This window comes from Stenotrophomonas sp. (genome assembly GCF_032066555.1).
GTDB lineage: Bacteria > Pseudomonadota > Gammaproteobacteria > Xanthomonadales > Xanthomonadaceae > Stenotrophomonas.
Map to the genome: position 1 here is coordinate 438,246 of NZ_DAMBKV010000001.1, position 19,402 is coordinate 457,647.

Here is a 19,402-nt window from a genome sequence, read left to right on the forward strand (position 1 = left end):
GCCAACTACCTTTGCCGGCGTGGCTGCCGTCCGTGCGTGTCTGCTCCTGTTGGGAGCGGGCAGGGCGGCTGCAGCCTGACGCCAGCTTTTCCAAGGATTTCCCATGGATTTTTCCAGATTCTTCATCGACAGGCCGATCTTCGCGGCGGTGTTGTCGATCGTGATCTTCGCCGCTGGCCTGGTCAGCATTCCGTTCCTGCCGGTTGGTGAGTACCCGGAAGTGGTGCCGCCGTCGGTGGTGGTGCGTACCGTGTACCCGGGCGCCAATCCCAAGGTGATCGCCGAGACGGTGGCTACGCCATTGGAAGAGGCCATCAACGGCGTCGAGGGCATGATGTACCTCAAGTCGGTGGCCGGTTCCGATGGCGTGCTGCAGATGACCGTCACTTTCCGTCCGGGCACCGACCCGGATGAAGCAGCGGTGAAGGTGCAGAATCGTGTCGCCCAGGCGCAGGCGCGTTTACCCGAGGACGTGCGGCGCCAGGGTGTGACCACCCAGAAGCAGTCGCCGACCTTCCTGATGGTCGTGCATCTCACTTCGCCCAAGGGTAACTACGACACCTTGTACCTGCGCAACTACGCACGCCTGCACGTCAAGGACGGGCTGGCGCGTATTCCGGGTGTTGGTGACGCGCAGATCTTCGGCGGCGGCGATTACGCCATGCGTGCATGGCTGGACCCGGACAAGGTCGCCGCGCGTGGACTGACTGCCAGTGACGTGGTGCGCGCGATGCGCGAACAGAACGTGCAGGTATCGGCCGGCCAGTTGGGCGCCGAGCCGATGCCCAATAGCCAGTTCCTGACCTTGATCAACGCGCAGGGCCGTCTGCGCAGCGAACAGGAGTTCGGTGACATCGTGCTCAAGAGCGGTGTTGACGGTGAAACGGTGCGCTTGTCCGATGTCGCCCGCATCGAACTGGGCGCGGGCGACTACACCTTGCGCTCGCAGCTGGATGGCAAGAACGCGGTCGGCATCGGCATCTTCCAGGCACCGGGCGCCAATGCGCTGGAGATCCGTGATTCCGTGATCGGCACCATGGACGAGCTGCAGAAGACCTTCCCGGGCGACGTGAAGTACGAGGCGGTGTACGACACCACCATCTTCGTGCGTGACTCGATCAAGGCGGTGGTGACCACCTTGCTGGAGGCCATCGCGCTGGTGGTGCTGGTGGTGATCCTGTTCCTGCAGACCTGGCGTGCGTCGATCATTCCGCTGATCGCAGTGCCGGTGTCGGTGGTCGGTACCTTCGCTGCGCTGTACCTGCTGGGCTTCTCGATCAATACGCTGAGTCTGTTCGGCCTGGTACTGGCGATTGGTATCGTGGTCGATGACGCGATCGTGGTGGTGGAGAACGTCGAGCGCAATATCGAGGAAGGCCTGTCGCCAACGGCCGCTGCGCATCAGGCAATGAAGGAAGTGTCCGGCCCCATCGTCGCGATTGCGCTGGTGCTGTGTGCGGTGTTCGTTCCGATGGCCTTCCTGTCCGGCGTTACCGGCCAGTTCTACAAGCAGTTCGCGGTGACGATTGCCATTTCCACGGTGATCTCGGCGATCAACTCGCTGACCCTGTCGCCGGCGCTTGCCGCGCGTCTGCTCAAGCCGCATGGTGCGGCCAAGGATGCGCCCAGCCGTCTGATCGACAAGTTGTTTGGTTGGGTGTTCCGTCCGTTCAACCGCTTCTTCAAGACCAGCTCGGAGAAGTATGAGCGTGGCGTATCGCGCATCCTCGGCCGTCGCGGTGCGGTGTTCGTGGTGTATGCGGTGCTGCTGGTGGGCACCGGCGTGATCTTCAAGCTGGTGCCGCCGGGTTTCATTCCGACCCAGGACAAGCTGTACCTGATCGCCGGTGTGAAACTGCCGGAAGGCTCCTCCATTGCGCGTACCGATGAAATGCTGCGCAAGGTTGCCAAGATTGCCCAGGAAACCGATGGCGTCGCCCACACCATCTCGTTCCCCGGCTTGAATGCGCTGCAGTTCACCAATACACCAAACACCGGTGTGGCCTTCATTCCGCTCAAGCCATTCAACGAACGCAAAGGCCGTACTGCTGCGCAGATCAATGCCGAGATCAACCAGAAGATCGCCGGGCTGCAGGAAGGGTTTGCCTTCGCAATGATGCCGCCGCCGATCCTTGGTCTGGGCAACGGTAACGGCTACCAGATGTTCATCGAGGACCGCGGCAATCTCGGCTATGGCGCCTTGCAGAACGCGGTGCAGAGCATGCAGGGCGCCGTCGCACAGACGCCGGGCATGGCCTATCCGATCACCAGTTACCAGGCCAACGTGCCACAGCTGGATGCGGAAGTGGACCGGGTCAAGGCCAAGGCGCAGGGCGTGCAGCTGACCGAGTTGTTTGACACGCTGCAGACCTACCTGGGTTCGGCCTACGTCAACGACTTCAACCAGTTTGGCCGCACCTGGCAGGTGATCGCACAGGCAGATGGCCAGTTCCGTGACAGCGTGGAAGATATCGGCAAGCTGCGTACCCGCAATGATCGCGGCGAGATGGTGCCGATCGGTTCGATGGTGACCGTCAAGGAAACCTATGGCCCGGACCCGGTGCTGCGCTTCAACGGTTACCCGGCAGCTGATCTGGCCGGTGAAGCCGATCCGCGCATGCTGTCCTCGGCCGAAGCGATGAACAAGCTGACCGAGATTGCCGGGCAGGTGTTGCCGGCCGGCATGGTCACCGAATGGACCGACCTGAGCTACCAGCAGGCGACCCAGGGCAAGGCTGCCTTCATCGTATTCCCGGTGGCGATCCTGCTGGCCTTCCTGGTGCTGGCGGCGCTGTACGAGAGCTGGTCGCTGCCGCTGGCGGTGATCCTGATCGTGCCGATGACCTTGCTGTCGGCATTGTTCGGGGTATGGCTCACCGGCGGTGATAACAACGTCTTCGTGCAGGTAGGCTTGGTGGTGTTGATGGGCCTGGCGTGCAAGAACGCGATCCTGATCGTCGAGTTTGCCCGTGAGTTGGAGATGGGTGGCAAGGGCATCGTCGAGGCGGCACTGGAAGCCTGCCGTCTGCGTCTGCGCCCGATCGTGATGACCTCGATCGCCTTCATCGCCGGCACGGTGCCGTTGGTGCTGTCGCATGGCGCAGGTGCCGAGGTGCGCTCAGTGACGGGCATTACCGTGTTTGCCGGCATGCTGGGTGTGACCTTGTTCGGTCTGTTCCTGACCCCGGTGTTCTACGTGGCGCTGCGCAAGTTCGTGTCACGTAACGGTGGCGGCAAGCTGGTACAGCATGGTGAGCCGACCCTCCACCATTGATGGCAGGTGTAACTCCGTTGCGGAAGGCAGCAGATATGCTGCCTTCCGCAAGTCCTTGCCACCGTCACCGGCAAGGATGGTTTGAAATGTTATCGGTCTTGTATCAATTCATTCCCCCAAGGAAAAGCAGATGAATACCCAGAACACCAAAGTTGCCCTGGTTACCGGTGCCACCCGCGGCATCGGCCTTGAGACCGTGCGCCAGCTGGCCGCCGCAGGCGTGCATACGCTGCTCGCCGGGCGCAACTACGAGACCGCCGCCGCAAAGGCGCGGGAACTGCAGGCAGAAGGCCTGCCGGTGGAGGCCATCCAGCTCGACGTCAATGACACCGACAGCATCGCAGTTGCGGTTGAACGGGTAACGCAGCAGCACGGCAAGCTCGATATCCTGGTCAACAACGCCGGCGTGCTGGTCGATGACCTGCAGGCCGGTGCCAGCGGCCAATCGCTGGAAACCTGGCGCAGCACCTTCAACACCAATCTGTTCGCCGTGGTTGAAGTGACCGTTGCCTTCCTGCCGCTGCTGCGCGCTGCACCGGCCGGACGCATCGTCAATGTGTCCAGTATCCTCGGCTCCTTGACCCTGCATGCGCAGCCGGGCTCTTCGATCTACGGTTTCATCGTGCCGGCCTACAACGCTTCCAAGAGCGCGCTGAACGCCTGGACCGTGCAGCTGGCGCACGAATTGCGCGAAGGCCCGATCAAGGTCAACGCGGTGCATCCGGGCTACGTCAAGACCGACATGAACGGTGGCGAAGGTGAGATCGATGTCGCCGAAGGCGCGCGTTCCAGCGTGGGCATGGCCTTGATTGCTGCCGACGGCCCCACTGGCAGCTTCAGCTACCTCGGCGAGGTGCTGCCGTGGTGATGCGCCTGTTGGCGACCGCAATGGCCAGTGCCTTGCTGGCCGGTTGCATGACGGTGGGGCCGGACTACAAGGCAGCACCGGTGGAGCCGGTCAGCCTGCAGGGCGCGGCTGATCCGGCGTTCTCCAGTGCGCCGCCGGTTGCAAGCTGGTGGACGCAGTTTGATGATCCGGTACTGGGGCAACTGGTACACGATGCCCTGGGTGACAACCTGGACCTACAGATTGCGATGGCTCGCGTGCGCGCCGCGCGTGCAGCGTTCACCGAGCAACGCTTGGATCAGCTCCCGCATGTGACCGCTGCTGGCAGCCAGGACCGGCGCAAGCAGCCCGACGCATTGGTCGGCGGCGAGCGTGTCTATAGCGAAACCTATCAGCTTGGTTTCGACGCAGGCTGGGAGCTGGATCTGTTTGGTCGGCAGCGGCGTGCAGCCGAAGCGGCAAGGGCCGACCTCGGCGCCGAGCGCGACAACCTGGCCGACGCGCAGGTGATGGTGGCGGCCGAAGTGGCACGCAACTACTTCGAGCTGCGCGGGTCACAGAAGCGGATCGCCGTTGCCCGCGACACGCTGTTGAACCTGCGCGAGACGCAGCGGCTGACCGAAACCCGGTTGGAGCTTGGCGCTGGCAGTGAGCTGGACGTGCAGAGCAGTCGTGCCCGTCTGAAGGCGATTGAGGCGGATATTCCGTTGCTGGAAGTGTCCGAAGTGCAGTCGCGGCATCGTCTTGCCGTGCTGCTTGGGCAGCGTCCCGGTTCGCTGGACACAGTGCTGCAGCCACGTGAAGTGCCTGCATTCGCCAAGGCCTTGCCGCTGGGCGATACCAGCGACCTGCTGCGGCAGCGTGCCGATGTGCGCATGGCCGAGCGTCGCCTGGCTGCAGCCACGGCGCGTGTTGGCGTGGCAACGGCCGATCTGTTCCCGCGTATCAGCCTGAGTGGTTTCGTCGGTTTCCTTGGCGGCGATGCTTCGGGTCTGGTCAACGGCAACAACAAGGCCTGGTCGTTGACCCCGTCGATCAGCTGGGCGGCATTTGACTTTGGTACCGTGCGGGCGCGCCTGCGTGCCAGCAAGGCGCAGGCCGATGGCGCGGCAGCCGAGTATGAGAAGGCGGTGTTGCTGGCCTTGGAAGACACCGAGAACGCGCTGACCCGCTATGCCAAGCAGCAGGCGCGGTTGGGTATCGTGGCTGAGCAGGCGCAGGCCGCACGCAAGGCGGAATCGCTTGCGCAGCTGCGCTATCGCGAAGGCTCGGAGGACTTCCTGGCCTTGCTGGATGCGCAGCGAAATCAGCTGGCTGCCGACGATGCATTGGCAGCGGCGGAAGCGTCGGTGAATGTCAGTGTCGTTGCTGTCTACAAGGCGCTGGGTGGCTGGGGTGGACAACCGGGCCCTGCGTTGGCGGTTACCAGCGTGCGTTGAGAAGGGCTACGCCCTTTCCCCTCTCCCCAACCCCTCTCCCGCAAGGGGAGAGGGGCTGACGCTGCAGTCGCACGTATCGCTTGTGCTCGCAACAGTTTGAGCCCCTCTCCCCTTGCGGGAGAGGGGTTGGGGAGAGGGGAGCTTCCAGCGCAACAAAAGGAAAGAGGCGGCCAATGGCCGCCTCTTTGCATTGCATCGCCCCTGAACTCAGGCAGCGTCAGCTTGCGCCCGGCGCGGGCCTTCAACCAGCGCGCGACCCACCATATCCACCAGCACGTCGAGCTCCTCTTCATCCATGCCGAAGTGCGGGGTGAAGCGCAGCGAGTTCTCGCCGCCGTGGATCACATTGACGCCATGCATGCGCAGCCACTCTTCGGTGGAGCCGGCGCCATAGCATTTGAACTGCGGGGCCAGTTCGCAGGAGAACAGCAGGCCGGTGCCCTGCACCTTGGTGATCAGACCGCCCAGCTTGGCCTTGAGTGCTTCCAGCTTCTGCACGGCCTGTTCACCGCGCACGCGGATGTTCTGGCGCACTTCCGGCGACAGGCGGGTGAGGGTGGCAACAGCCACATCCAGCGCGCGCGGGTTGGTGGTCATGGTGTTGCCGTACACACCCTTGCGGTAGAGCTTGGTGGCATGCTCGGTGACGGCCAGCACCGACAGCGGGAACTGCGCGCCGTTCAAGGCCTTGGAATAGGTTTCCATGTCCGGCGGATCCAGCGTCTCGTAGCCCGGGTAGTCGACGAAGGACAGGGTGCCGTGCGCACGCAGTGCGGCCTGGATGGAATCGATCAGCAACAGGCTGCCGTGCTCGCGGGTGAGTTCGCGGACCAGCTTGTAGAAGCTTGCCGGCACCGCGCGGCCCGGGTCGCCTTCACCCATCACCGGCTCCAGGAACACCGCTTCGATGAACCAGTTGTTGGCCTTGGCATCGGCGAACACCTTGCGCATCGCCGCTTCGTCGTAGGGCGGCACGGTGATGACGCTGTTCTCGCCGCGGTAGCTGGCCAGGTGCTGGTCATAGGCCTTGCGGCTGGAGTCGGAGTACAGCGCAGGGCGGTCGGTGCGGCCGTGGAAGCTGCCCTTGATCACCACCCGCTTGATGGTGGCACCGGCATGCGGAGCGCCCGGATCGGTTTGCAGCTTGGCGTTGATGTCGGCAATACGTGCGGCCAGTCCAACGGCCTCGGAGCCGGAGTTCAAACACATGAAGTGCGAGAACGGACAGCCACCGCGGCTGTGGCCGATCTCTTTCTGCATGGCCTGCACGAAGCGGCGCTGGGCCAGGCTCGGGGTCATGATGTTGGCCATCACCTGCGGCTTGGCGGCGGCGGCCATCACGTCGGCCGGGGTGTGGCCGAAGCCAAGCATGCCGTAGCCGCCGGCGTCATACAGCACGGCGCCCTTGAGCGAGACCACCCACGGGCCGCAGGCGGCAAGGGCGATATAGGGGACGACGGCGTCGTCGGCATAGAAGTTGACGAAACCGGCCTGCATGGCGGCTATCTGGTCGTGCTCGTCCAGATCCAGCAGGTCGGCGGCTTCGTCCTTGATACGGGCGTATTCGCTGGCGGCAGCGGCAATGGCGCCGGCCAGGTCCGGGTGAGCGACGGCCAGGCGTTCAACGCTGGCGTCGTCCAGGCCTTGGGTCAGGCGCTGGCCGGCGTGCGCACGAAGCGGGGCGAGGGGGCCGAGTACGGTCATGCTCATCTCCAGAAGTTTCTTGTATATACCCATTATCTGGAGATTCTGGACATATGGCAGCTATGATCTCGACGGATTTTCGGGTAATTTCGTCAAATCGACGAAGCTGGTTTGCAATGTGAATATTTCCCCTGCCGACGAACGCCTGTTGTCCGTATTGCGTGAGGACGCGCGGGCTTCCACTGCGCAGATCGCCCGCCGGCTTGGCTTGTCCCGGACCACGGTGCAGAGCCGCATCGACCGGCTTGAGCAGTTGGGGGTGATTGCCGGTTACACGGTACGCACTCACGAGGACTACGAGCAGGGCCAGGTGCGTGCACACGTGCTGATCACCGTGCTGCCAAAGAAGATGCCGGCCGTGGTCAAGGCGCTGCGGGACATCACCGAGGTGCGTTCGCTGCATTCGGTCAGTGGTAACCACGACCTGATCGCGATGGTGGTGGTTGGCGGGGTCAGTGAGATGGACGTGGTGACCGATGCGATCGGCGCTGTTGATGGGGTGGAGCGGACCAACAGCGCGATCATTCTTTCCACCAAGTTTGAGCGTTGAGGTAGGCCAGCCGCGCTGGACCGACGCTGCTTTGGCTTTGGCTTTGGCTTTGGCTTCGCTTTGCTTTGCCCTTGCTCTTCAGTCGTCATTCCCGCGAAGGCGGGAATCGCTCTTGCCTTTGCCTTTGGCTGTTGATTTGACGTGACCCGTGCGAATTCAGAGCCAAAGCCAGGGCGATTCCCGCCTTCGCGGGAATGACGGTGTGAAGCGGAGCCAAAGCCAAAGCCAGAGCCAGAGCCAGAGCGATTCCCGCCTTCGCGGGAATGACGGCATAAAGCGGAGTGGGAGCCAAGGCCAAGGCCACGGCCACGGCCATGGCCTAAAAACCAGTCCTTCCGCCCGCGAGAGCTACAATAGTCGGCTACCCGCACGAAGTTCCGGCCTTGAAGAAGTCCGATTTCACCTATGACCTGCCTGAGGAATTGATTGCCCAGGCTCCCTTGGCCGAGCGTTCGGCCAGCCGCCTGCTGCTGGTTCCACCAGCACCGGCGCCGTTCGATGACCGCCAGGTGCGCGATCTGGCCGAGTTGCTGCAGCCCGGTGACCTGCTGGTGTTCAACGACACCCGTGTCATCCCGGCACGCTTGTTTGGCCAGAAGACCAGCGGCGGCCGTGTCGAGATCCTGATCGAGCGTCTGCTTGGTGGCCAGCAGGCGCGTGCGCAGATCGGTGCCAGCAAGTCCCCCAAGCCGGGAAGCCGCATTCAGCTTGACGCCGGCGGCGAAGCCGAAGTGCTTGGTCGCGATGGCGAGTTCTATGTGTTGCGCTTCGATATCCCGGAGTCGCTGGAATCCTGGCTGGTGCATGAGGGCCGCCTGCCGTTGCCGCCCTACATTCATCGCGAGCCGGGAGTGGACGACCGGGAGCGCTACCAGACGGTGTTCGCCAAACAGGTGGGTGCCGTGGCTGCGCCAACGGCCGGCCTGCATTTCGACGAGCCCTTGCTGGCCCGCCTGCGCGAGCGCGGTGTCCAGTTTGGCCATATCACCTTGCACGTTGGTGCTGGCACGTTCCAGCCGGTACGCGTGGATGACCTGTCCCAGCACATCATGCACCGTGAATGGCTGAATGTCGGCGCGGAGCTGGTCGAGCAGGTGCGGCGGACCCGTGCTGCCGCTGGTCGTGTGATCGGCGTCGGCACCACCGTGGTGCGGGCGCTGGAGAGCGCCATGCGCGAGGGCGAGTTGCACCCGTATGCAGGCGAAACCCAGATCTTCATCACCCCGGGTTACCGCATCCGCAGCGTCGATGCGATGGTCACCAACTTCCATCTGCCGGAAAGCACCCTGCTGATGATGATCAGCGCGTTTGCTGGCAAGGAGCGTGTTTTCGAGGCCTATGCCCACGCTATCGCGCAGAAGTACCGCTTCTTCAGCTATGGCGATGCGATGCTGTTGTTCCCGGCCAACGAGGGTGCGGCTGTTTGACGCAGTGCGCGGACGGATCAAATGAGATAAGTTCTCATTTGATCCGTGTCCGGCCATCGTGGCCGGGACCGACGACCACTTCCGGAGTAATCCATGCGTCATCCGAAGCGTGCCGCCGGCCATCTGGCTGCCCTGTGTTCCCTCGTCCTGCTTGGTGCCTGCGCCAAGACCGGTGACAACCCCGCCTCTGCTGCCGCGTCGCAGGCAGCGGCCGCCGCTGGTGAGGTCAACCTCTACACCACGCGTGAACCCGCCTTGGTGCAGCCGTTGCTGGATGCCTTCACCGCGGATACCGGCATCAAGGTCAACACTGTATTGCTGAAGGATGGCTTGACCGAGCGGCTCGCTGCCGAAGGCGAACGCTCGCCGGCCGACGTGCTGATGACCGTAGATACCGGTCGCCTGCTCGACGTGGTTGAAGCCGGCCACACCCAGGCGGTGAAGTCGCCGGTGCTGGAAGCTGCCATCCCGGCGCATCTGCGTTCGCCCGAGGGGCATTGGTTTGCGCTGTCGCTGCGCGACCGCGTGGTCTACGCCGACAAGGATCTGGACCTGACCGGCTTCACTTACGAAAACCTTGCCGACCCGAAATGGAAGGGCCGGGTATGCATCCGTTCCGGCCAGCATCCTTACAACACGAGCTTGTTTGCGGCGATGATCGCGCATGATGGTGCGGAGAAGACCGAGGCCTGGTTGCGCGGGGTCAAGGCCAACCTGGCGCGCAAGGCTGCCGGTGGCGACCGCGACGTGGCGCGCGACATCCTCGCCGGTATCTGTGACATCGGTGTGGCCAATGCCTACTACGTCGGCCGCATGAAGAATGCCGAGGAAGGCTCCGAGCAGCGCGCTTGGGGCGACGCCATCCAGGTGGTGCGGCCGGTGTTTGCCAGCGCCGCCGATACCGGTACCCACGTCAATATCTCCGGCGCCGCTGTCGCCCGCCATGCGCCCAACCACGACAATGCGGTCAAGCTGCTGGAATACCTGGTCAGCGACAGCTCACAAAGCCTGTACGCACGTGCCAACTACGAATATCCGGTCAAGCCGGGCGTGGCACTGGATCCGGTGGTTGCCAGCTTCGGGCCGATGAAGGTGGATCCGCTGCCCCTGGCCGAGGTGGTCGCCAATCGCAAACTGGCCAGCGAGCTGGTGGACAAGGTCGGCTTCGATAACTGACCCTTGCGGTTTCCTACGGGCCGGTGCCGTGCTTGCGGTGCCGGCCTGTTGTTTTGTGATGGATAGTGCTTGATGACGTGGCGATGGAACCCCTGGCTGCTGGGCGCGGTATTGGTGGCGGTGCTGATGTTGGCGCCGGTACTGGGCCTGGCGTGGGCAGCGAGCGATGGCAGCGCCGGGCTGTGGGCGCATCTATGGGCCAATGTGTTGCCGACTGCGCTGCTCAATACCGGCCTGTTGTTGCTGGGCGTTGGTGTATTGGTCGGCGTGCTTGGCACCGGTAGTGCATGGCTGGTGACGGCGTTTGCGTTCCCGGGCCGAAAAATGCTGGCGTGGGCGCTGTTGCTGCCCTTGGCGGTACCCACTTACATCGCGGCCTTCGCGTATCTGGACGTGCTGCATCCGCTTGGCCCGGTGCAGGGGCTGATCCGCGACCTGCTGGGCTATGACAGTCCCCGTCAGTTCCGCCTTCCCGACATCCGCCATCTGGCAGGCTGCATCGTGTTGCTGGGCTTCGTGCTCTATCCCTATGTGTATCTGACTACCCGCGCCTTGTTCATGACCCAGGCTGCAGGGTTGCTGGAGGCAGCGCGCAGCCTGGGTGCTACGCCACTGCAGGTCTTCTGGCGGGTGGCGCTGCCGTTGGCGCGCCCGGCAATTGCCGTGGGCGTGGCGTTGGCCTTGCTGGAAACACTCAATGACATCGGTGCCTCCGAGTTCCTCGGCGTGCAGACCCTCACCGTGTCGATCTATACCACCTGGGTAAGTCGCGGCGACCTTGCAGGCGCAGCGCAGATTGCGCTGGCGATGCTCGCTGTGGTGGCCTTGTTGTTGACGCTGGAACGCTATGGCCGGCGCAGGCAACGCTATGCCAGCGTACTGCGGCCGCGTCCGTTGCAGCCGCAGCAACTGCGTGGCGCGCCCGCCTTGCTCGCATTGCTGCTGGGGCTGCTGCCGGTGTTGCTGGGCTTTGCGGTGCCGGCGGCCTATCTGCTTTGGGAGGCGGCGGAACGGCTGCAGGTTGCCGGCATCTCGCCGCAGCTGCTGGTCGCGCTGTGGAATACGCTACGCGTTGCGTTGCTGGCGACAGTGGTGGCGATGGTGCTTGGTCTGCTGGTGGCGTGGGCGCTGCGTCTGGCGCAGTCGCGGCGGCGTAGGGCGCTGGCAGTCACCAGCAGCCGCATCGCCGTGCTGGGCTATGCGATCCCCGGCACGGTGCTTGCCATCGGTTTGTTGTTGCCGCTTGGCGCATTGGATGCAATGGCGGGCAGTTTGCTGGAACTGGCTGGAAGTCAGCCACGGCTGTTGTTGATGGGGTCGGTGAGCGTGCTGGTACTGGCTTACACGTTGCGCTTTCTCGCGGTGTCGGTCGGTGGGATCGAATCGGGGTTGGCGCGCATTCCCTTGTCGCTGGATCAGGCCGCTGCGAATCTGGGCGAGGGTGCGACCGGCATGCTGCGGCGCGTACACCTGCCATTGTTGCGCCCGGCCTTGGCCGCGGCTGCGCTGTTGGTGTTCGTCGATACGATGAAGGAGTTGTCGGCCACCCTGGTGCTGCGACCGATGAATTTCGAAACGCTTGCCACCTGGCTGTATGCCGAGGCGGCACGCGGGACCTATGAAGAAGGCGCGGTAGCGGCCCTGTTGATTGTTGTCAGCGGCTTGCTGCCAGTGATCCTGCTGGCCCGCGCCGGTGCGGCTTATGGAGTGGAAGATGCACGTTGACGCACAGCTGGTACTGGAAGACCTGCATATCGGCTATCCCGTCGCGGGTGGTTTCAAGCCAGTGGTGGAGGGCTTGTCGCTGCAGCTTGGGCGCGGCGAGATCGGCTGTCTGCTGGGAGCATCGGGCTGCGGCAAGACCACGGTATTGCGTAGCATCGCTGGATTCGAACCCCTGCAGCAGGGCGGCATCGTGCTTGCCGGGCGGCAGTTGGCCAAGGCGCACCAGGCGCTGCCGGCAGAGCAGCGCCGGGTGGGGATGATGTTCCAGGATTACGCGCTGTTTCCGCATCTGGATGTGGCGGCGAACATTGCTTTTGGCCTGCGCGGCCTGCCACGTGTGCAGCGCCAGGCGCGGGTGCAGGCGTTGTTGCAGTATGTGGCCTTGCCTGGCCTGGAGGGGCGCTACCCGCATGAGTTGTCCGGTGGCCAGCAACAGCGCGTGGCGCTGGCTCGGGCCTTGGCGCCGGCGCCGGATCTGCTGCTGCTGGACGAGCCCTTCTCGAACCTGGATGTCGATACCCGCCAGCGGCTCGCCGGCGAGCTGCGCGACCTGCTCAAGGCGGCCGGCACCACAGTGTTGATGGTGACCCATGACCAAGGCGAGGCGTTTGCCATGGCCGACCGCATCGGTGTGATGCACGGCGGTCGCCTGCGGCAATGGGATACCGCGCAGGCCCTGTACCAGGCGCCGCTGGATGCGTTCGTGGCCGGCTTCATCGGCCGCGGCACGGTCGTCGAGGCGGCGCAACTGGGTCTGGTTGGGGGCGGGCGGGTGCTGGTGCGCCCGCAAAGCCTGCAGCTGGACCCCGCTGCCGCCGTGCGCGCGAAGGTCGAGACCGTGGTGTTCCGCGGACCGGGCAGCAGCGTCTGGGTGCGCTTGCTCGATGGAGCGCGGCTGGAACTGGATTTCGGCCCTGGTGCGCTGCCAGAGATTGGTGCCGAGGTAGGCCTGGCCTGGCACGATCCGGTTCCGCTGCGCTTCGGCGACTGAGCGTGTGCGGCTGAAATTCGCCCTGCTGGCCCATATCCGCGACAATTGGCGCAACTGACGCCTCAATGCTTCCATGTCCAGATTGCAGTTCAAGCTCCAGAACACCGATGGCCGCGCCCGCCGCGGCCAGCTGTCCTTCCCGCGCGGCACCGTGCAGACCCCGGCCTTCATGCCGGTCGGCACCTATGGCTCGGTCAAGGGCGTGCTGCCAGAACAGGTGCGCGCTCTCGGGGCCGAGATCATCCTCGGCAACACCTTCCATCTGTACCTGCGCCCGGGTCTGGACGTGATCGCCGACCATGGCGGCCTGCATGGCTTCTGCCAGTGGAATGGCCCGATCCTAACCGATTCGGGTGGTTTTCAGGTGTTTTCGCTGGCGCATCGCCGCAAGATCACCGAAGAAGGCGTCACCTTCGCCTCGCCGACCGACGGCGCCCGGGTCTTCCTGGGGCCGGAAGAGAGCATGAAGATCCAGAAGGTGCTGGATTCGGACATCGTCATGATCTTCGACGAATGCACGCCGTATCCGGCCACCGAGCCGGTGGCGCGCAAGTCGATGGAGCTCAGCCTGCGCTGGGCCCAGCGCAGCCGTAACGCGCATGACGCCATGGGCAACGACGCGGCGCTGTTCGGCATCGTCCAGGGCGGTGTGCACACCGAGCTGCGCAGCCGCTCGGCCGAAGGCCTGCAGCAGATCGGCTTTGATGGCTATGCGATCGGCGGTCTGGCGGTGGGCGAGCCCGAGCACGAGCGCAACGCCATGCTCGACCACATGCATCCGATCCTGCCTGCCGACCGCCCGCGCTACCTGATGGGCGTTGGCCGCCCGGAGGACCTGGTGGAAGGCGTGGCCCGCGGCGTGGACATGTTCGACTGCGTCATGCCGACCCGAAATGCCCGCAACGGCCATTATTTCACCTCGTTCGGCACCGTTCGCATCCGCAATGCCAAGTACGAGCGGGACATGAACCCGATCGAGCCGGGCTGCGGCTGCCATGCCTGCACCGGTGGCTACACCCGCTCGTACCTGCGCCATCTGGACCGCTGCAACGAGATGCTGGCGCCGATGCTGGGCACCCTGCACAACCTGTTCTATTACGAAAAGCTGATGGCCGACATGCGTGCGGCCATCGAGGCGGGAACCTTCCTGGCCTTCCGCGAGTCCTTCTATGCAGCCCGGGGCCTGAGTGTCCCGGCGTTGTCGGGGGAGTAGCGGTCTTCACACGGTCCGGGACGCGCTCCCGGACGCGTGGCATACTTCACGGCTGACCCCGTTTCGCGGTAACTGCTGCAGGCCATCCGGCCAGTGTGGGTGCCGCCCAACATCAAGGATTACAAAATGACTCTGATGGCTATCCTGCTCCCCGTCGCCCAGGCCGCTCCGGCCGCACCGGGCATGGGCACCTTCCTGCTGCCCATCGCGCTGATCGCAGTGATGTACTTCCTGATGATCCGCCCGCAGATGAAGCGCCAGAAGGAACACAAGGCAATGCTGGAGAAGATCGCCAAGGGTGACGAAGTGCTGACCTCTGGCGGCATCGCCGGCGTGGTCACCGACATCGGCGACAACTTCATCACCGTGGAAGTGGCCGACAACGTCCGCATCCGCGTGCAGAAGGGCTCGGTCGGCAACGTCCTGCCCAAGGGCACGCTGAAGAACGCCGCCTGAGACTGATCCCTTTCCGTCACGTCGTGACGCCGCACCGGCGTCGCGCAGGATCCTGCAATGCTTGAATTTCCGCGCTGGAAGTACTTCCTGATTCTGATCGTTCTGGCGGTCAGCGCGCTGTACGCGCTGCCCAACATCTACCAGAAGGATCCGTCCGTTCAGATCACCGCAAACCGGGGTGGGCAGATTGATGATGCGCTGAAAGAGCGCGTCAACAAGGCGCTGGGCGAGGCCGGTGTCACCGCCAAGTCGGTGGAGAAGGAGGGCGAGAACAATCTGATCGTCCGCCTGACTTCGCTGGACGCCCAGTCGCGCGCCAATGAGGTGCTGCGTGAAACGGCCGGCGAAAACTACACCGTCGCCCTGAACCTGGCCTCGACCGTGCCGGACTGGCTGGCCAATCTCGGCGGCAAGCCAATGGTGCTGGGTCTGGATCTGGTCGGTGGCGTGCACTTCGCCTTGCAGGTGGACCAGAAGGCCGCAGTGGACAAGCGCTTCGAAGCCTTTACCGAAGACGTGCGTACCACCCTGCGTGACAACCGCGTGTCCTACCGTTCGGTCGAGCGTCGCGGCGAAAGTGATATCGCCATCGTCCTGGCCAATGCTGCCGATGCCGACAAGGCGCGTGCGGCACTGGCCAAGGCGCAGCCGACCTTCGGTTACTCGGTGAGCGGTGAGCGCATCACCGCCACCGTGCCACAGGCGGAAATGCTGCAGATCGCCTCCGGCGCCATCGAGCAGAACCTGACCACCCTGCGTAACCGCGTCAACGAATTGGGCGTGGCAGAGCCGATCATCCAGCGTCAGGGCGAAGACCGCATCGTGGTCGAGCTGCCGGGCGTGCAGGACACGGCCGAAGCCAAGCGCATGATCGGCGCCACCGCGACCCTGGAGTACCGCGCGGTGGTCGATGGCAATGCGCAGGATGCCATGGACACCGGCCGCATTCCGCCGGAAGCCAAGCTCTACCGCGACCGCCGCGGCATGCCGGTGCTGTTGAACAAGCGTACCATCGTCACCGGTGACCAGATGGTCAAGGCGGCGACCTCCACTGACCAGAACGGTCTGCCGTCGGTCAGCGTGACGCTGAACAGCGTCGGCGGCCAGCGCATGTTCGATTTCACCAGCGCCAATGTCGGCAAGCCGATGGCCGTGGTCTACACCGAGCGGATTCCGCAGGTGACGATGGTCAACGATGTGGAGCAGCGCAGCTTCCGGGTCAAGGAAGAAGTGATCTCCATCGCCAACATCAATAGCGTGTTCGGCAAGGAATTCCAGACCACCGGCCTGGAGAAGACCGAGGCCGACGGTCTGGCCAAGCTGCTGCGTGCCGGCTCGCTGGCTGCGCCGATGGACTTCGTCGAGGAATACGTGATCGGCCCGAGCCTGGGTAAGGAGAACGTGGATCGCGGCGTCAAGGCAGTGGTGTTCTCGTTCATCTTCACCCTGGTGTTCTTCGCCATCTACTACCGCATGTTCGGCGTGATCACCTCGGTGGCACTGCTGTTCAACCTGCTGATCGTGGTGGCGGTGATGTCGATGTTCGGCGCGACCATGACCTTGCCGGGCTTCGCGGGTCTGGCCTTGTCGGTCGGCTTGTCGGTCGACGCCAACGTGCTGATCAACGAACGTATCCGTGAAGAGTTGCGACTGGGCATGCCTGCGAAGAAGGCGATCGCGGAGGGTTACGAGCGCGCCTCGGGCACCATCCTCGACGCCAACCTCACTGGCTTGATCGTCGGTGTGGCGCTGTACGCGTTCGGTACCGGCCCGCTGAAGGGTTTCGCGCTGACCATGATCATCGGTATTTTCGCCTCCATGTTCACTGCGATCACCGTATCGCGTGCGCTGGCGACGCTGATCTACGCCAAGCGCAAGAAGCTGACCTCCGTGGCCATCTGACGCGAATCTCTTCGCAGAAGCCCGCACCTGACCGGTGCGGGTTTTCCAAGGAACTCCTTGCATGAAACTGTTTCCACTTCACATCGTTCCGAACGACACCAACATCGACTTCATGAGTCACCGCAAGCCGGTGCTCGCGATCATGGTGGTGTTGCTGCTGGCCTCGTTCGCCATCATCGGCTTCAAGGGCTTCAACTATGCCCTGGAGTTCACCGGTGGCACGGTGGTGCGTACCCACTTTGAAAAGAGCATCGACGCCGACACGGTGCGTGAGCGTCTGGAAAAGGCTGGCTTCGACAATGCCCAGGTGCAGAGCGTCGGCGGCGGCAATGACCTGATGATCCGCCTGCCGCCGGATGGTGAGCACAACAATGCTGCCGATGCCGCGCAGCAGGTTGCCGAAAAGGTCCGTACTGCGGTGACCGCGGCGGACAATGTCGCTACCGTGCAGCCGGGCGAGTTCGTTGGCCCGCAGGTCGGCAAGGACCTGGCGATGAACGGCATCTACGCCACGCTGTTCATGGTCATCGGCTTCCTGATCTACATCGCGGCCCGCTTCGAATGGAAGTTCGCCATCGTCGCCAGCATCACCGCGTTCTTCGACCTGATCCTGACGGTTGCCTACATGTCGCTGCTTGGTCGCGAGTTCGACCTGACCGTGTTGGCCGGTATGTTGTCGGTGATGGGTTTTGCCATCAACGACATCATCGTGGTGTTCGACCGTGTGCGCGAAAACTTCCGCAGCCTGCGCGTGGAGCCGCTGGAAGTGCTGAACCGTTCGATCAACCAGACGCTGTCGCGTACGGTGATCACCGCGGTGCTGTTCTTCCTGTCCGCACTGGCGCTGTACATGTTCGGTGGAGAGTCGATGGAAGGCCTGGCCGAAACCCACATGGTGGGTGCCGTGATCGTGGTCATCTCCTCGATCATCGTGGCCGTGCCGCTGCTGAGCATCGGTCCGTTCAAGGTCAGCAAGCAGGATCTGCTGCCCAAGGCCAAGGACGAGGAAGAGCTGGCCCGTCGTCCCTGACGGACCCGCACTGCCTTGCTGAAAAGCCGCGCCCTGCGCGGCTTTTCTTTTGCCCGCAATCCGCGCGGGGGCGGGGCGGTCCATGCGGTGGCGTCGGTTGTTTTCGATGCGGCAGCGCACTACGATCCTCCCGGTTCAGCGCGCAAACTGCTTGTGCTGCTGTCTTCTGTTTAGCCAACCGAGGTTTTCATGGTCATCAAACCGCGTGTGCGCGGCTTCATCTGCGTCACCACCCATCCGACTGGTTGCGATGCGGCGGTCAAGGAACAGATCGATTACATCAAGGCCCAGCCCAAGCTGGCGAACGGCCCGAAGAAGGTGCTGGTGCTCGGTGCGTCCACTGGCTACGGCTTGGCCGCGCGCATCAAGGCGGCGTTCGGCAGCGATGCCGCTACCCTGGGCGTGTTCTTTGAGCGTCCGGGCAGCGAGACCAAGCCGGGCACCGCGGGTTGGTACAACACCGCCGCGTTCGAGAAGTACGCACACCAGGCCGGCCTGTATGCGCGCAGCGTCAATGGCGATGCGTTCTCCGACGAGGTGAAGCAGAAGGTCATCGAGATCATCAAGGCTGACCTGGGCCAGGTCGACCAGGTGGTCTACAGCCTCGCCGCACCGCGTCGCAAGCACCCCAAGACCGGCGAGATCATCAGCTCCACGCTCAAGCCGATCGGCGCGCCGATCACCTTGCGTGGCCTGGACACCGACAAGGAAGTGCTGACCGAGACCACGCTGCAGCCGGCAACGGCCGAGGAAATCGCCGGCACCGTGCAGGTCATGGGTGGCGAAGACTGGCAGATGTGGATCGACGCGCTGCTTGAGGCCGGCGTGCTGGCACCGGGTGCCACCACCACCGCGTTCACCTATGTCGGCGAAGAGATCACCCAGGCCATTTACTGGAATGGTTCGATCGGTGCTGCCAAGAAGGACCTGGATGCCAAGGTGCTGGCGATCCGTGACAAGTTGCAGGGCCTTGGCGGTGATGCACGCGTCTCGGTGTTGAAAGCCGTGGTGACCCAGGCCAGCTCGGCGATCCCGACGATGCCGTTGTACCTGTCGCTGTTGTTCAAGGTGATGAAGGAACAGGGTACGCACGAAGGCTGCATCGAGCAGCTCGATACCCTGTACGACATTCTGTACAACGGCCCGCAGGGCGGCGCCAACGCAGCTGACCACATTCGCCAGCAGTTGCAGGACACGCAGGGCCGTGAAATCGCGCTGGTGGACGGCGAAGGTCGTCTGCGCGCGGACTACAAGGAAATGGCACCGGAAGTGCAGGGCAAGGTGTTGGAGCTGTGGCCGCAGGTGACCAATGAGAACCTGTACGAGATCAGCGATCTGGCCGGCTACAAGGCGGACTTCCTGCGCCTGTTCGGGTTTGGCATCGACGGCGTGGATTACGAAGCTGATGTGAATCCGGATGTGGCCATTCCGGGGATTGTCGAGGTCTGAGTTTGCTGGTTTCGTAGTTGTGAGAAGGCCGCGCGTTGCGCGGCCTTCTTTTTTTGCATTTTTTTTGCATTTCTAGCCAGAAGCTTCCCCTCACCCCAACCCCTCTCCCGCTTGCGGGAGAGGGGCTCAGTGCACTGCGAGCGAGAGCATTGCTAGCCCCTCTCCCGCAAGCGGGAGAGGGGTTGGGGTGAGGGCAGCTCTTGGCGCAAACAAGCGGCC

14 protein-coding genes are annotated in these 19,402 nt (G+C 63.7%); 13 read left to right on the forward strand and 1 reads right to left on the reverse strand.

Translation table 11 applies throughout. The features are described from left to right. Window positions 1-103 precede the first annotated feature (103 nt). The 3 genes from RT131_RS02020 (at window position 104) to RT131_RS02030 (ending at window position 5,560) form a co-directional block, all read left to right on the forward strand. The gene (locus RT131_RS02020) at window positions 104-3,274 is read left to right on the forward strand and encodes a multidrug efflux RND transporter permease subunit (protein ID WP_313169782.1); all 3,171 of its coding nucleotides are present in this window, start codon (window positions 104-106) and stop codon (window positions 3,272-3,274) included. A gap of 130 nt (window positions 3,275-3,404) precedes the next feature. Beyond that, entirely contained in the window at window positions 3,405-4,142 is a 738-nt protein-coding gene (locus tag RT131_RS02025; RefSeq protein WP_313169784.1) for an SDR family oxidoreductase, read from the forward strand. Then, entirely contained in the window at window positions 4,136-5,560 is a 1,425-nt protein-coding gene (locus RT131_RS02030) for an efflux transporter outer membrane subunit (RefSeq protein WP_313169785.1), read from the forward strand. Before RT131_RS02025 ends, RT131_RS02030 begins: the two co-directional genes overlap by 7 nt. Before the next feature lie 207 nt (window positions 5,561-5,767). On the opposite strand, the gene RT131_RS02035 is transcribed toward RT131_RS02030, so the two are convergent. Continuing rightward, window positions 5,768-7,264, reverse strand: a complete 1,497-nt coding sequence (locus tag RT131_RS02035; RefSeq protein ID WP_313169787.1) for an aminotransferase class III-fold pyridoxal phosphate-dependent enzyme — start codon at window positions 7,262-7,264, stop codon at window positions 5,768-5,770. 118 nt (window positions 7,265-7,382) lie between these two features. On the opposite strand from RT131_RS02035, the gene RT131_RS02040 reads away from it, so the two are divergent. The 10 genes from RT131_RS02040 to fabV all read left to right on the forward strand — a co-directional run bounded on the left by RT131_RS02040 (window position 7,383) and on the right by fabV (window position 19,183). Further along, window positions 7,383-7,814, forward strand: a complete 432-nt coding sequence (locus tag RT131_RS02040) for an Lrp/AsnC family transcriptional regulator (RefSeq protein WP_282271858.1) — start codon at window positions 7,383-7,385, stop codon at window positions 7,812-7,814. A 383-nt stretch (window positions 7,815-8,197) separates the two neighbouring features. Then, on the forward strand, window positions 8,198-9,241 hold the full coding sequence (gene queA / locus RT131_RS02045) for a tRNA preQ1(34) S-adenosylmethionine ribosyltransferase-isomerase QueA (RefSeq protein ID WP_313169789.1): 1,044 nt from the start codon (window positions 8,198-8,200) through the stop codon (window positions 9,239-9,241). 93 nt (window positions 9,242-9,334) lie between these two features. Further along, a complete protein-coding gene (locus tag RT131_RS02050; protein ID WP_313169791.1) occupies window positions 9,335-10,417 on the forward strand; it encodes a Fe(3+) ABC transporter substrate-binding protein in 1,083 nt (360 codons plus the stop codon). A gap of 72 nt (window positions 10,418-10,489) precedes the next feature. Beyond that, window positions 10,490-12,142 (forward strand): iron ABC transporter permease, encoded by a 1,653-nt coding sequence (locus tag RT131_RS02055; RefSeq protein WP_313169793.1) that lies wholly within the window; start codon window positions 10,490-10,492, stop codon window positions 12,140-12,142. Next, complete coding sequence (locus RT131_RS02060; protein WP_313169795.1) at window positions 12,132-13,133, forward strand: ABC transporter ATP-binding protein; 1,002 nt, start codon at window positions 12,132-12,134, stop codon at window positions 13,131-13,133. The genes RT131_RS02055 and RT131_RS02060 overlap by 11 nt, the downstream gene beginning before the upstream one ends. A gap of 73 nt (window positions 13,134-13,206) precedes the next feature. Continuing rightward, window positions 13,207-14,346, forward strand: coding sequence for a tRNA guanosine(34) transglycosylase Tgt (tgt, locus tag RT131_RS02065; RefSeq protein ID WP_282271735.1), 1,140 nt, complete (start codon window positions 13,207-13,209; stop codon window positions 14,344-14,346). 126 nt (window positions 14,347-14,472) lie between these two features. Then, a complete protein-coding gene (gene yajC, locus RT131_RS02070) occupies window positions 14,473-14,802 on the forward strand; it encodes a preprotein translocase subunit YajC (RefSeq protein ID WP_282271731.1) in 330 nt (109 codons plus the stop codon). Between the two features lie 57 nt (window positions 14,803-14,859). Further along, the gene (gene secD / locus RT131_RS02075; RefSeq protein WP_313169797.1) at window positions 14,860-16,704 is read left to right on the forward strand and encodes a protein translocase subunit SecD; all 1,845 of its coding nucleotides are present in this window, start codon (window positions 14,860-14,862) and stop codon (window positions 16,702-16,704) included. 61 nt (window positions 16,705-16,765) lie between these two features. Next, entirely contained in the window at window positions 16,766-17,734 is a 969-nt protein-coding gene (gene secF / locus RT131_RS02080) for a protein translocase subunit SecF (protein ID WP_313169799.1), read from the forward strand. Window positions 17,735-17,923: 189 nt separating this feature from the next. After that, complete coding sequence (gene fabV / locus RT131_RS02085; RefSeq protein ID WP_313169800.1) at window positions 17,924-19,183, forward strand: enoyl-ACP reductase FabV; 1,260 nt, start codon at window positions 17,924-17,926, stop codon at window positions 19,181-19,183. Window positions 19,184-19,402: the final 219 nt, after the last annotated feature.